General features: G+C 75.0%; 10 protein-coding genes. 1 reads left to right on the top strand and 9 read right to left on the bottom strand.

From position 1 onward, the window contains the following. Positions 1–127: 127 nt before the first annotated feature. The 7 genes from KY5_RS01370 to KY5_RS01340 form a co-directional block, all read right to left on the bottom strand. Entirely contained in the window at positions 128–1,969 is a 1,842-nt protein-coding gene (locus tag KY5_RS01370; RefSeq protein ID WP_098240423.1) for an ABC transporter ATP-binding protein, read from the bottom strand. Next, a complete protein-coding gene (locus KY5_RS01365) occupies positions 1,962–3,758 on the bottom strand; it encodes an ABC transporter ATP-binding protein (protein ID WP_098240422.1) in 1,797 nt (598 codons plus the stop codon). Before KY5_RS01365 ends, KY5_RS01370 begins: the two co-directional genes overlap by 8 nt. A gap of 86 nt (positions 3,759–3,844) precedes the next feature. After that, complete coding sequence (locus KY5_RS01360; protein ID WP_098240421.1) at positions 3,845–5,059, bottom strand: lanthionine synthetase LanC family protein; 1,215 nt, start codon at positions 5,057–5,059, stop codon at positions 3,845–3,847. Between the two features lie 204 nt (positions 5,060–5,263). After that, complete coding sequence (locus KY5_RS01355) at positions 5,264–5,458, bottom strand: hypothetical protein (protein ID WP_098240420.1); 195 nt, start codon at positions 5,456–5,458, stop codon at positions 5,264–5,266. Positions 5,459–5,495: 37 nt separating this feature from the next. Then, complete coding sequence (locus tag KY5_RS01350) at positions 5,496–5,681, bottom strand: hypothetical protein (protein ID WP_098240419.1); 186 nt, start codon at positions 5,679–5,681, stop codon at positions 5,496–5,498. Between the two features lie 78 nt (positions 5,682–5,759). Next, positions 5,760–8,279 (bottom strand): lantibiotic dehydratase, encoded by a 2,520-nt coding sequence (locus KY5_RS01345; RefSeq protein ID WP_098240418.1) that lies wholly within the window; start codon positions 8,277–8,279, stop codon positions 5,760–5,762. Next, complete coding sequence (locus KY5_RS01340) at positions 8,276–9,190, bottom strand: thiopeptide-type bacteriocin biosynthesis protein (RefSeq protein ID WP_098240417.1); 915 nt, start codon at positions 9,188–9,190, stop codon at positions 8,276–8,278. Before KY5_RS01340 ends, KY5_RS01345 begins: the two co-directional genes overlap by 4 nt. A gap of 183 nt (positions 9,191–9,373) precedes the next feature. Here KY5_RS01340 and KY5_RS01335 point away from each other — a divergent pair, with 183 nt between their 5' ends. Next, positions 9,374–10,150 (top strand): helix-turn-helix transcriptional regulator, encoded by a 777-nt coding sequence (locus KY5_RS01335; RefSeq protein ID WP_098240416.1) that lies wholly within the window; start codon positions 9,374–9,376, stop codon positions 10,148–10,150. A gap of 14 nt (positions 10,151–10,164) precedes the next feature. On the opposite strand, the gene KY5_RS01330 is transcribed toward KY5_RS01335, so the two are convergent. Further along, positions 10,165–11,073: an alpha/beta fold hydrolase gene (locus tag KY5_RS01330; RefSeq protein ID WP_098247000.1), complete on the bottom strand. Its 909-nt coding sequence runs from the start codon at positions 11,071–11,073 to the stop codon at positions 10,165–10,167. Between the two features lie 51 nt (positions 11,074–11,124). Further along, positions 11,125–13,269, bottom strand: a complete 2,145-nt coding sequence (locus tag KY5_RS01325; protein WP_098240415.1) for a tetratricopeptide repeat protein — start codon at positions 13,267–13,269, stop codon at positions 11,125–11,127. Positions 13,270–13,517: the final 248 nt, after the last annotated feature.

The following is a 13,517-nucleotide window of genomic DNA, read 5'->3' as shown; positions in this document are numbered from 1 at the left end:
AGCGATCCGGGGCCCGGCACCCTAGTTCACCGCTGAACCGCTCACTACGACCGAGGATGCGTGTCCTCGTGCTGGGAATTGGCATCCGGGTGACAAGCGCTCCTTCGGCCCCGCGGCCCCCGCCGGGTCAGCAGTTCCCGCGCGTGCCCAGCCGGTACAGCTCCGCGTAGAGCCCGTCGCGCGCCATCAACTCCGGGTGGCTGCCCACCTCGTGCACGCCCCGCCCGTCGAGCACCACGATGAGGTCGGCCGCGCGCACCGTCGCGAAGCGGTGCGAGACGAGGACCGTGACGGGCGGTGTGCGGGAGGCGCGGGCCGCGTCCGTGTAGCGGGCGAACAGCTCGTGCTCGGACGCCGCGTCCAGACTCGCCGCGGGCTCGTCGAGGACGAGCAGCGCGGGCCGCTCCCGCATCGTCGTACGGCTCATCGCGGTCTTCTGCCACTGCCCAGCGGACAGGTCGACGCCGTCAGGGAAGGCGGGGCCGAGCTGGGTGTCGAGGCCGTGCGGCAGCTGCCCGGGGAGTTCCGCGCCGCCGCCCCTGGCGAGCGCCCCGGTGACCGCGTCTTCGGCATCGGCGCGGGGCAGGTCGCCGAGCCCGACGGCGGTGCGCAGCGTCAGCTCGAAGCGCTGGAAGTCCTGGAAGCACGCGGTGAGCCCCGCCCGCCAGGCGTTCACGTCCAGGGTGGCGATGTCCTGGCCGCCGTACGAGATGGTGCCCGACGTCGGCTCGTACAGTCGGCACAGGAGCTTGACCAGGGTGGTCTTGCCCGCGCCGTTCTCCCCGACGAGCGCGATGACCGTGCCCGCGGGAACACGCAGGCACACGTCCTCCAGGACCGGACGCCGCGTGCCCGGGTAGGTGAACGACACGTGGTCCAGGACGAGTTCGGATCCAGGAGTCGGTGGCGGTGCAGGGTCGGTGCCGGGGCGGTTCGGGGAGTTCTCCGGGAGCGCCGCGTGGTCGGACAGCCAGAGGAAGTGACCCGCGGCGCGCAGGGCGTGCTGGAGCCACGAGCCGAGCGCGACCAAACCGGAGACGGAGCCGAGGAGTTGCGCCCCGAGGACCAGGGTCAGGACGACGTCACCGGGGGTGCCCTCGCCCCGCGCCACCGCGACCAGGGAGAGCAGGACGCCGCCCAGGTATCCGACGGCGAAGACCAGCCAGCCGCCGCCCGACCACACCGCGGCCCGCGCTTCGGCCCGGTTCCGGCCGCGCAGGACCGCGTCCTGGAGGGTGTCGTGGCGCCGGGTGAGCTCGTCGGCCAGGCCGTAGACGCGTATCTCGCGGGCCGCGGCGGGGGAGCAGGACAGTTCGAGGAGGGTGCGCCGCAGCCGTTCCTGCTCGGCGCTCGCCCCCTCGGCCCGGCCGACCAGGACGCTGCCGCGGTGGGCCGCGAAGACGGTGGGCAGGGCGAAGAGCGGGAGCACGAGCAGCGCCGGGTGGACCGTGCCGAGCAGCCCCAGGGTGGTGCCGAGGCCGAACAGCGCCCGCAGGTTCTCCACCAGGGCGCCGAAGGCCCCGCCGAGCTCGCCGCGGTGGGTGCGCAGCAGCTCCATGCGGTCCAGGTAGTCGGGGTGTTCGTGGTGGGAGAGGCCGGGGATGCCGCCGGTCAGCTCCATCAGGCGCCGGTCGAGGAGCAGCCCGACGTGCTGTTGGAGATGGATGCGCAGGACGGATACGAACGCGCCCGCCGAGTACGTCGTGACGACCGCGGCGACGAGCAGCGCGGCCGCCGTCAGGGCGGCCCCAGTGTCGTGGCGCAGCGCGGCGTCGGTGGCCGCGCGGATGGCGAGCCCGCTGACGACGCCGCAGCCGCCGACGACCGGGGCCAGGACCAGGACGAGCAGCGCCCTGCGGGCGTCGGCACGGAACGCGGTGGCGATCAGGAGGGCCGCGGCACGGGCCCGGTCGAGCAGGGCGCGCCCGGGCCTCTCCGGGACGCCTGCCGGTTCGCGCGGCTCACGCATGGGTTCCTCCCGCGTACGCGGCACTCTGCAGGGCGAACGCCCGGGCGTAGCGGCCGTCCTGGGCGATGAGCTCGTCGTGGGCGCCCTGTTCGACGACGCGGCCGCCCTCGACGTAGCAGATGCGGTCGGCGAGCCGCACGGTCGCGAACCGGTGGGAGATGAGCACGGTGGTCAGGCCCCTGGTGAGGTCGAGGAACCGCTCGTACAGCTCGGCCTCGGCGCGTACGTCCAGGTGGGCGGTGGGCTCGTCGAGGACGAGGACGCGCGCCCCGTGCTCCACCGCGTACAGCGCGCGGGCCAGCGCGAGCCGCTGCCACTGTCCGCCCGACAGGTCGGTGCCGTCGGTGAAGCGGCGCGACAGCGGGGTGTCCCAGCCGTGCGCGAGCGCGGCGACGGCCGGGTCGAGCCCGGCAAGGTGCGCGCAGCGCGCGAGGGCCTCGTCGTCCCGGGGCGCGCGCACCGCGCCGAAGCCGACGTTGTCCCGTGCGGGCAGCTCATAGCGGACGAAGTCCTGGAAGACCACGGCGAGTTGGTGCCGCCAGGCGGACACGTCGAGGTCGCGCAGGTCCGTGCCGTCCACGGTGACGCGTCCCCCCGTGGGGTCGTGCAGCCGGGCGAGGAGCTTGACGAGCGTCGTCTTGCCCGCGCCGTTGGCACCGACCACGGCGAGCGAACCGCCCGCGGGCAGCCACAGATCGAGCCCGTCGAACACCGGACGGCGGCCGCCCGGATACCTGAAGGCCGTCTTCTCGAAGCGAATGCCGGACGCGGGCAGGCCCGCCGCGGGCAGCGCGCCGCTGACGACCGTGTCCCGCTCCGGGAGCGCGGCCACCTCGAGGGCGGGCGGTACGACGGCGCTCGCCCTGGCCAGCGTCCACTGCAGATCGCCCAGCCAGCCGAGGGCCGCGGTGCCGACGACGGCCTGGAGATACACGGTCGTGCGGGCCACCCCGACCTCGCCGTGCCCGGACTCGACGGCCAGCGGCACGAGGACCGCCGCGTGCGCGGCGACCAGCAGCACGCCCGCGACCACGTCACGGACCGCCGCCCCGCGCCGGTTCCCGCCGACCCTGCCCACTCCGGCCAGCCACGCGCGCGTGAACCGGTCCACCAGCCACGGCGAGAGCCCGAAGACCCGGATCTCCTTGGCGGCCCCGCCGTCCAGGGCCACCGCGCGCAGGTACTCCGCGCGCCGCAGCTCGGTCGTGGAACCCGCCTGGACGTCCACCGCGCGCCGCACCTCCCTGTCCCGCCAGATTCCCGACACCGTCCAGGCGGCGATCAGCGGCAGCGGCGCCCACCAGTGGAAGCCGATGAGCAGCACGGCCGATGTCGCCCCCGCGGCCCTCGCCGAGACCAGCGCGGGCAGCGCCGTCACCGCCCGCGCCACCGGCAGCATGCCCGTGCCCTGCCCCTGCGCGAGGGTGAGGCGGTCGGCCACCGAGGGATCCTCCAGGGCGGCGATCCCCGCGGGGCGCAGCGAGCCGCGCATGACGAGCCGCGCGGTGCACGCGGTGACCCGCCTGCCGAGCCGTCCCGCGGTCACCTCGATGGCGGGCTCCGCCAGCAGACCGGCCACGTAGACGCCGCACAGCACGGCGAACGCCGTCAGGACACCGTGCCCGGCGGCCGTGCCGAGCCCGGCGCCGATCCCGGGCAGCCGCCCCGCGAGGACACCGACGCTCAGCATCAGCGCGGGCGCCAGGGCCGCGTCGAGCAGCGCGAGCGCGGTCAGTGCGGCGGTGAGCGGCAGCGACGCCCGGGGCAGCAGCCGTAGCAGAGCGCCCACCGGCGAGGCGGCGCGGCCTTGCCCCGTCCGCCCCGTCCTCCGCGTCCACCTCGTGCCGCGCGTCCCCGGCCGCCGCGCCATGCCGGTCACCGCAGTCCGAACGCGGCCAGCCAGGACCGGTCGCCGGACGCCCCCGACTCCAGGGTGAGCAGTGCGGCGCAGGCCCCGGTGGCGCCGGTCAGCAGCGTGCCGTCCCGCGCCGCGAGGTCCGTCACCTCGTCGAGCCGTTCCAGGAGCCGGGCGACGAGCCGGTCGCGCAGCGCGGCGGCCCCGGCGAGGCCCGCGTGCCGGTGGAAGGCGTCGCACACCAGGGCGAGACCCGCCTGCCCGTGACAGAGGCTCAGATCCGGGTGGTCGGCCTCCTCGTCGTATCCGCGCAGGAAGGAGGTGGCGGCGTGCAGCGCGAACTCGCGCAGCGGCGCGTCGTCGAGGACCCGTCCTGTCTCCCACAGCGCCCAGGCGATCCCCGGCGTGCCGTAGCACCAGGTCAGGGGGCGGCTCGGCAGATGCGTCAGGCCCCCGGCCGGCGGCCAGGTGACCACGGACCGCGTTCCCGCCTCGTACCGCGTGAGGTACCAGGACGCCACGTGCTCCAGGGACGCGGCGATCTCCGGCGTGAGGCCGGTCGCGTCGGCCGCCCTGCACAGGGCGGTGGCGACCCCGGCGGCGCCGTGCGCGGCGCCGGAGTTGACCCGGTCGTGGTTCCAGCCGCGCATCTCCTCGTCCTTGTACCGGCCCACCCGCAGCCGCCGCAGATCGGCGTCCGCGCACAGCGCGGTGAGGTGCCCCACCGCGTGCGCGACGTCCCGCCGGGTGCACGCCGGGTCCGCGGCGAGGGCGAGGAGGCTGCCCGCCGTCCCGGTCACCAGGTCGTAGTCGCACCAGGCGAGACCTTCCGTGCGCCACCTCCCCGAGCAGGCCGCGAGTTCCCGGTAGGCGGTGTCCGCGAGCCCGCCGAGCCGTGGCCAGGCGGCCGCCGCGGTGCGCAGGCCGAGCAGATAGCCGCCAAGGCCCCAGCCGAACAGGCCCGGATGGGTGCAGCCCTGCCGCAGCTGCCGCAGCCAGGCCGCGACGGCGCGCGGCGCGGGCGCGGGCGGGGTGCGGGGTCCGTCGGCGGCGACGGTGAGGGCGGCGAGGACCGCGGGGCCGAAGTCGACGCTGTACTCCTCGCCCCGCGCGCCCAGGGGAGCGAGGTCCGCGAAGGCCGTCAGGACGCGGGCGGAGACGGCGGCGGAGCGCGGCGGATCGGCGGCCGGAGCCGGGGGAGGGACCGGGGCCGGTGTCGGGTGGGTGCTGGTCATGGGGCGGCGGCCTTTCGCGGTGCTGACGAATGGGGTGGCGGGGCGAAGGAACGGGCCGCCGGCGCCGCGGGCATGAGCGGCTCCGGCGGCCCGTGGTACGCGGGGTGGGGAGGTACGGACGGCCACTCCGGCGTGGGCCGACGGGGTCACCCCGGCACGGAGGGACAAGTCACCCTGTCCCCGGAGGGACAAGTCACCTTGTCCTTACTGGGCGCACGGGCAGGAGCCGGTGCACTTCGTGGCGGCGGTGCACCCCTGCGTGGTGCCCACGATGCCGACCGTGAGGATCTGCGAGTCGTCGAACTGCGTCTCCAACTGGTCGATGAGCGCGTCCACATGGTCGACGTCGTCCAGACTGTCGGGCGCGAAGCCCTCGGTGCCGTCCGTCATGTTGTCCATAGCTGTCACCTCCTTTCTGTCAACAGGAACCACGTGCTTACTGGTTGCAGGGGCAACTGCCCGTGCAGCCACCGACCTGGGTGCACCCCTGGGTCGTGCCCACGATGCCGACCTTGAGGAGCTGCGAGTCGTCGAACTCCGTCTCCAGCTGGTCGATCAGCGCGTCCACGTCGTCGAGCTCGTGGACCACGTACGCCTCGGCGGTGGTCATCTCACCGTCCATCACCTGTCACCTCCTTCCGCTGCGAGGGAGTTGCCGGGCTGCCACCTGTCGTGCCGTGGCAGCGTTCGGGGGATCCGCTCACGCGGACCGGGGGAGGCGGACGAGCAGCTCCGCGGTCACGGGCCCGGCGACGGGGTCGGAGAGGTCGGCGACGGTCAGTTCGGCGGGCGAGGGGAGCATCTCCTCGACCACCACCGCCGCGGCCCCCGCGACGAAGGCGAGGTCGCCCGTCCGCTCCAGGACGGGCAGCGCCCCCAGGCTCGCCAGATCGCACGGGAGCGGTGAGTCCGCGCCGGGCGCCGCCGAGAGGAAGGCCCAGCGCGGCAGCCCCAAGCGGGCACGCAGCCGCGTCAGTTGCCCGGCCCTTTCCAGTTCGGCGGCGCCCCTCAGGGGCAGCGCGGTGACGGGCAGCCGCCACTGTGCGGCGGACAGCACGAGTGATCCGGCGACGGTGATCCGGGGGACGTACTCCCGTTTGGGCAGTGCCGTCAGGGAGTGCCGGAGCCTGCGGCGCCGCGCGGCGTGCTGCGACGCGTCGCGCAGCAGCAGCGAGGCCACCTGGTCCCAGGGGAGCGGCGCGTTGCGGGCCGAGTGGTAGAGCGGACGGACGGGCCCCGCCCGGTCGCTGACCACGACCCGCCCGCCCGTCCACCGGGCGCTCAGTTCGTCCAGCGGCACGAAGCGCGGGTGGCCGCCGTATGTCCCCTCGCAGTACCCCGGCAGATCGGGGTCGCCGGTCCAGGCGCTCGTGTACAGCGGCCTGCGCACGGCGTTGGCGGCGAACCGGGACAGCGCGGGGAAGAGCAGCTCGACGGAGGGCACGCCGCTCTCGCGGTCGAGGCGCCGCAGGAAGTCGCGGTACGCGTCCACGTGCGGCAGCGGCCCGTGCAGCCGCTCCAGGGCGCCGACGAAACGTGCGTCGTACACCCCGGCGGGCGCGACGATGTCCAGGACCCAGCTCCGGCCGAGCAACGGGCGTACGACGCAGTCGAGCGGCCAGTCGGTACGCACCTCGGGGGCGCCGAAGCGGTCGAGCACCGACGGGTCGATGTCGATGCGCCGGGCACCGGGCGCGGCGTCGATCCTGCCGCCCAGCCAGTCGACGAGCCTGGCGTACCCCGAGCCCGGCGAGCGGGGTTCGGGCCACTCGGCGGCCGGGACGTGCACGCTCACCGGGGTGTCTCCCTGCGCGGTGAGCCGGTCGCGCAGGATGTCGAGGACAGGACGGTCCCGCCCGTGCAGGAAGGCGGGCGCGGTGGTGACCTGACCTGTCGCCGCGTCCTCGTCGATCAGCGCGTGCAGGCGCAGGGCCTGCCCGATCGCCGCGCGCAGGATCTCCAGATCGATGGCGCGCAGCGCGTGCGGAGTACGGCGGTACACGTCGAGATAGCCGCCGTCGACGCGCTCGGGCGGCGCGTCCGACCCGGCTGCGCTCAGCGGTCCTCGCCACCCGTGCCACCGCTGCAGGGCGGGCCGCCGCAGTTGCACGAGGCCCAACTCATCGAGTCGAAGGAGGAATTGACGCAGTACATGGCGCGGGATCCCGGCGCCGGACGGCGGGGCCAGCACGGCCTCGAGCTCGCCCAGGGACAGCGCGCCGCCGCGCAGCAGCTCGTGCAGGCGGTTCACGAGCGGGGTGCGCCGGATGCTCACGGGGGTCAGGAGGGTGTCGTGGCCCACCTCCAGCGCGAGGGCCTCCAGGCGGTCCGGTGTCACGCGCAGGAACGGGTTGAAGGAGACGCGGGTGGCGGGGGTCAGGGTGGCGGGGGTGAGGGGGCTTGCGGCGAGGGGGTGCGCGCCGCTCCCGGCGGTGCCCTGCGCGGCCGCCCCCGTCCCCGCACCCTCCTGGATGTTCTCCGTCCAGTCCGTCGCCACGTCGTCGGTGAGCGTGAGCGGGCGGTCCGGCGCGGCCGGGTCGTCCGTCACGCTCACCACGGCCACGTGGCCCAGCCAGCCGCGCGGGGTCACCTTCACCGCGCCGCGGGCGATCATCCGCCACAGGTAGTCCGCGCGCTTGCGCATCTGACGGTCCGTCCAGGGACGTCCCGCGGCGAGTCGTTCGGCGATCTCGATGCCGACCGGCAGCGAGCCGTCGCGCACGGCGCGGTCGCCGACGGGGGAGCCGGTGAGGAGCGCGTGGCCCGCGGGGGCCAGCCGGCGCTTCTCGTCCTCGTACCGGCGCCCGACGGCGATCCTGGCGCGCTTGAGCTCGGTCGCCGACGCGTGGGCGCCCACGAGCACCCGGGCCAGGGCGCCCTCGGGCGCCACGCGCCGGGCGACGGCGACGAGCCTCCGGTGGTCCGCGTCAGGGAGGGGCCTGCCGCGGTACAGCCGTCGCCGTGCGGAGAGCGCCAGACGGCGCTCGTGGACCGTGAGGGCCGGGTCGGGGACGAGGATCGCGCCGACGGCGTCGGCGAGCCGCGTGCTCAGCCGGGCGAAGTCGCCCTCGGTGCGCTCCAGTTCGGCGATGAGCCGGAACAGTACCGGGGAGCCCCCGGCACACCACAGCCGCATCGGAAGCCCCGCCGTGCGCAGCAGTACCGTGTCGTTGCTCGGCGGCTCCGCGTCGAACGGGGCCTGTGCCTCCGGCCCGGTCACCGCGCCTCCCCTCCGGGACGTGCCGTCAGGGCCTCCGCGATGAGCGCCTGGCGCAGCACGGAGAGACCCGCCCGGTTCCAGTGGAAGACGATGACGAACGCGGCGGCCTCGCGCGGCCCGATGAGCGCGTCGCCCGCGGTGAAGTACGTGCGCAGCCACCGTTCCCCCGCGCGCGCCACCGCCACGCGGAACTCCTCGGCGTGGCGTCGCACGCCGTCGGGCAGCGCGGCGGCCAGGGATTCCGGGTCCGCCCACGCGGCGCGCAGCGCGGCCTCGATGCGGCCGACCTGCGCCGCGGGGCCCGCCGTGCCCGCCGCGCGCAGATCGGCCGCGTACCGGCGCCCCGTCTGGCGGCGCAGCCGGTCCCACACGTCGAGGTCCTCCCAGCCGAGGACCTCCAACGCGTCGAGCAGCGCGCGCACCATGAGGAGCGACATGGCCCACGCCGGGCGCACTCCCGCGTCCTTGCGCCCGGCGGGGCCGTCGTGCGGCTCGCTGTGGAAGCCGAGCCAGGCCAGCGAGTCGGCGGTGAAGACCCGGTGGACGCTGCGCATCGAGACCGGGCCACCGAACAGGTACTCCTCCGGTTCGTACACTCCGGCGTGCCACGCCTCGAGCAGGCCCTCCTGCTGCCAGCTCACGAGCCGCTGGCGCAACAGGCCTTCGACGTCGGGGCGTTGGGGCCGCGTCGTCTGCCAGCGCACCCGCAGTCCGGGGTGCTTGTGCAGGAAGAAGAACTCCTGCGCCCGTCCGTCGGCGAGCAACTCCCTGGCCAGGTCGTGCAGGTGGGCGTAGAGCTCGCGCTGTCGGCGCCGGGCGGGCGCCACCCCGAAGTGCAGCCAGGCACCCGGGTGGCGCCGCACGACCGGCGTCACGATGTCCGGCGTGCGCAGACAGCCGAACTCGTCCATGCCCCTCACCCCCGCGAGACGGAACGCGGCACGCTCTCGGCCGCCCTGTCAGAGTGCCGCCGGGCGGGCCGTGGGCGATATGCGTACCTCTGCGTAGCGGCCGCACCGTCCCGGCGCTTGACAGGCCGGGGACCGCTCCTCTAATCCGGAGAGTGCGGAGGGAGGGGGCTTTCCGTGGCCTGCATGTCCGCACACGACTACCAACGGGTGCTCGACCTGACCGTCGCCATCCTCAACAGCCGTCAGTCCACGCTGCCCTGGGAGCTGGTCAGAGCGGAACTCGGCGACGTCCTCGACAGCTCGGCGAAGGTCCTCTTCGCGTCGCGGGGCTGGCCGGACACACCGGTGCCCTGCCCGCCGCCGTCGGCCCCGGTCGACCCGCGCATGCGCGCCCTGGACCAGTCGCTGCACGAACATCCGCTGGTGCGCCACTACCGGCGCACGGGCGACAGGTCGCCGCTCACCGACCGCCAGGCCAGGGGCGCGCCGTCCTGGCCCGACGAGGCCGCGCGGCACACGTTTGAAGAGGCGTTCGAGGCGGATCACCAGATGACGCTGCCGCTGCCCGCGCCCCCGGGCGCGAGCCACCTGATCGTCCTCGGCAGGCAGGGCGAGCTGTACGGCGAGCGCGATCTGGAGGTTGCACGGCGGGTCCAGCCGCTGCTCGCGGCCGTCGTCGACCACATGTCGCACGCGAGCCGCCTGCTGCCGCCGGTCCCCGGCGAGGGCCCGGAGGACACCCTGGACAGGGCGGCCGACTACGGCCTCACGCCGCGCGAGACGGTGGTCCTCACCCTGCTCGCGCAGTCCCTGACCGCCGACACGATCGGTCGCAGGCTGGGCATCTCGCCGCGCACCGCGCACAAACACCTGGAGAACGTGTACCGCAAGCTCGGCACGGCCGACCGCCTCGCCACGGTGCTGCACGCCCGGGACGTCGGACTGCTGCCGGGGGTCTGAAGGAGCGGTGCGGATCAGGCGCGGTCGCCGTCTCCCCGGGCTCGTCCGGTGTGGGCCACCAGGGCGTCGATGAGCTCGGGCCAGAGCTCACGGGGCCGGTCGTGCCCCATGTCGGGGATCAGCAGGAGCTCCGCTCCGGGCACGAGATCCGCGGTGCGCTCGCCGCCGCTGGGGTCGATCAGCGTGTCGTCGAGGCCGTGGATCACCAGGGTCGGCACGCGCAGCTCGCGCAGGGCGTCGGCGCGCGAGCCGCCGAGGACCATCGCGCCGATCTGCCGCCCGACCCCGGCCGGATGGTGGGCGCGGTCGTAGCTCGCTGCGGCCAGCTCGCGCAGCGCGGCGGGGTCGCCGTAGCGCCGTGAGGCCCACACCATCTCCCGCTCCGCCGCCGCCACGTACCCCGCGCGGTCGGCGGGTTTCGGGCCGAGGAGCACCGCCTGGGCCTCGGGGCTCGACCCGCCGTACTCGGGCTCGCCGGTCGAGGACATCATCGACGTCAGGGTGAGCACCCGCGCGGGGTCGGCGATCGCCATCGTCTGGGCGATCATGCCGCCCATCGAGGAGCCGACCACGTGCGCCCGCTCGATGCCGAGCGCGGTCAGCAGGCCGAGCCCGTCGTCCGCCATGTCCCGCAGCGAGTACGGCACCATCGCGAGCGCGGACGGGATGTCTCCCGCGCTCACGGTGGCGATGAAGTCGCCCATGTCGACCGGATGCTCGTCGAACCGGGTGGACAGGCCGCAGTCGCGGTTGTCGTACCGGATCACGTGGCGGCCGCGTGCCGCGAGGGCGCGGCAGAAGTCCTCGTGCCAGGAGATCAGCTGGGCGCTGAAGCCCGCGACGAGCAGGACGGCCGGATCGCCGGGGTCACCGAAGGTCTCGTGGGCGAGGGACACTCCGGGCGAGGATTCGATGATCGGCATGTCCGGAGTGTCCAGCACGCGCCGCGGGTCCGCATCCGGATTTCCGCGGGCTCACGGCCTTCGGGCGCACTCCTCGATCCGCGCCCGCAGTTCCACGACGTCCGCGCCGGGCAGCCGGAGCGCCGCGGTGTAGTCGGCGTGGGCGGCGTACACGCGGCCTGCCTGCTGATGCGCGTAGCCGCGGTTGTAGAGCAGATCGGGGTCGGTGGGTTCCAGGGTGATGGCACGGGTGAGGTCGGCGACCGCCGCGTCGTCGTCGCCCGCCGCGTACGCGAGCGTGGCGCGGCCCGCGAGCGCGCTCACCAGGTGGGGGGCGACCGCGAGCGCCCGGTCGAAGTCCGCCCGCGCCGAGGTGTCCGCGCCCTCCCGCAGGGCGATCAGACCCCGCTCGCACAACAGGTGCGCGTCGTCGGGGTGGTGCCGCAGCCCCTCGGTGACCTGGGCCCGCGCGTCCGGCAGGTCTCCGACCCCGAGCAGCGCCCCCACCAGGCTCGCCCGGATGTCGGCCCGGTCCGGCTCCAGCGCGGCGGCGTGGCGCAGATCGGCGAGTGCCCCCTCGGCGTCCCCCGACTCCAGGCGCAGGTCGGCGCGGTTGAAGTACAGCTCCCAGTACGGCGGGGCCAGGTCGATCGCCCGGTCGTAGTCGGCGAGCGCCCCTGCCGGGTCGCCGAGGCGCCGCCGGATGTCGGCCCGGTCGAAGTAGTGCTCCGGGTGGTGCGGGTCCATCGCGACGACGGCGTCGTGATCGGCGAGAGCCGCGTGGAGGCGCCCGAGTGCGGCGTGCACCTCGGCCCGGTTGCGCAGCAGGACCGAACGGTGCAGCAGGTGCGCGGTGTCCGGGAGGTGCCGTCGCAGCCGGTCGAGTCCGCTCTCGATCAGGCGCAGCGCGTCCGCCGGGCGGCCCAGGCGCAGCTCGGTGAGCGCGAGGCCGTTCTCCTGGAACGCGGTGTGGAAGGCGCGCTGCTCGGTGCCCGGCAGCCGGGAGGCCAGCGTGACCGTGCGGGTGAGCAGGGCCTTCGCGGCGCTGAGGTCACGGCGCTCGGGCGGGTGGAAGCGGGCGTGCAGCATGGCCAGGGCGTAGTCGCCGAGCAACCGCACCAGCGGGTTGGAGTAGCGCTCGCGCATCCGTAGGTGCAGCCGCTCCGCTTCGCCCGTCTCGCCCAACAGGGCCAGTGCCGTGGTGACCTTGGTGTGCAGGGAGAGCTCCGTGCTGAGGGGGGCGTCCTCGGGTGTGACGGCCTGCGCGCGCCGCGCGAGGTCGAGGAGCGCGTGGTAGCAGCCCATCGCGAGCGTGTCCTCGGCAGCGGCCGCGAGCACAGGCGCCGCCGCCGCGGGATCGCTGCCGCGTTCCAGGTGGTAGGGGAGCGCCCCCAGCCCGAGCGTCACCCCTCCCTGCTCCACCCGTGCGTGGAGCTCGGCGGCGCGCGCGTCGTGCAGGCGCGCGCGGACGTGGCGGTCGGCCCTCTCGTACGCGGCCGACTCGGCGGGATCGACCGACGTGCCGTCACTCGTGACGAAGGCGCGCACGAGGGCGTACGGGTGGGTCCGGTGCGGAAAGCGCCGGGGCGGGGCGGCGGGCAGTGCCCGGTGGGTCGCGTACTGGCGCAGTGCCGACGCCAACTCCTGCTCGAGGAGCTCCGGTTCGGCGTCCCGCGTGTGTACGACGAGGGTGATCCGCCCGGGTTCCGCGCGGCGCAGCAGCAGCGCGAGGAACTCCTGGTCGGCCGGGTCCGCCTCGCCGACCCGCGTGAAGCCGAGGACCAGCGGCCGCGTGAGGTCCGCCGCCGTGACGTAGGAGAGGAGCAGCTCCACGATGCCGTGCGCCAGGCGCCGCGTGCGCGTGCGCGGATGCAGCCGGGTCCGCTCGGCGGGAGCCGCGCGGTCGGTGAGCGTCGAGGGCGGGTCGGCGACCAGGCCGCGCAGCTCGGGCGCGACGGCGTGGATCTCCACGCGGTGCCGGTCGGGCAACTCCGGCTGTTCCCGGCGTATGTGGGGGAGCAGGGCGCGCAGCAGGCCCCCCGCTCCGGTGTAGGGGCCGCGCAGCCGCCGGTGGCAGTCGACCGTGATGTCCGGCTCCGGGGCCGGTGTGGGCTGCCGCGGTTCTCGTCGCGGCCGCGGCTGCGGTGGTGACTGGGGCAAGGGTTCCGATGCCGGTTCCGGTCCGGTGAGCCACACGTGTGTGCTCGTCGTGCTCATCCCGCTGGTCCTGTCCTGTCCTGTCCTGATCTGACGTGAGTCCTGTTGCCGGGTTCCGCACCGATGAGGTGCGAGTGGTCGCGCATGCGCCAGGTGCCTCCTGGGGAGACGGGGTGCCGGGGCCCGCCGCGGCGCCCGGCGCCCGGCGCCCCGCTCAGGGCAGGGGCAGGACGTACGCGGCGTACGAGCTGAGCCGGATCGCGCTGCCCGGTCGGTGCGGAGTGATCAGCTTCATGACGGGAGTCCCT

Source organism: Streptomyces formicae (assembly GCF_002556545.1).
Taxonomy (GTDB): domain Bacteria; phylum Actinomycetota; class Actinomycetes; order Streptomycetales; family Streptomycetaceae; genus Streptomyces; species Streptomyces formicae_A.
The sequence above is the reverse complement of the archived record's forward strand: the minus strand, read 5'-3'. Positions and strand labels throughout refer to the sequence as shown.

Excerpts from the sequence above, each read along its gene's own strand:
- KY5_RS01335 (WP_098240416.1), top strand. The coding sequence starts at position 9,374 with ATGTCCGCACACGACTACCAACGGGTGCTCGACCTGACCGTCGCCATC.
- KY5_RS01340 (WP_098240417.1), bottom strand. The coding sequence starts at position 9,190 with ATGGACGAGTTCGGCTGTCTGCGCACGCCGGACATCGTGACGCCGGTC.
- KY5_RS01325 (WP_098240415.1), bottom strand. The coding sequence starts at position 13,269 with ATGAGCACGACGAGCACACACGTGTGGCTCACCGGACCGGAACCGGCA.
- KY5_RS01330 (WP_098247000.1), bottom strand. The coding sequence starts at position 11,073 with ATGCCGATCATCGAATCCTCGCCCGGAGTGTCCCTCGCCCACGAGACC.
- KY5_RS01360 (WP_098240421.1), bottom strand. The coding sequence starts at position 5,059 with ATGACCAGCACCCACCCGACACCGGCCCCGGTCCCTCCCCCGGCTCCG.
- KY5_RS01370 (WP_098240423.1), bottom strand. The coding sequence starts at position 1,969 with ATGCGTGAGCCGCGCGAACCGGCAGGCGTCCCGGAGAGGCCCGGGCGC.
- KY5_RS01350 (WP_098240419.1), bottom strand. The coding sequence starts at position 5,681 with ATGGACGGTGAGATGACCACCGCCGAGGCGTACGTGGTCCACGAGCTC.
- KY5_RS01355 (WP_098240420.1), bottom strand. The coding sequence starts at position 5,458 with ATGGACAACATGACGGACGGCACCGAGGGCTTCGCGCCCGACAGTCTG.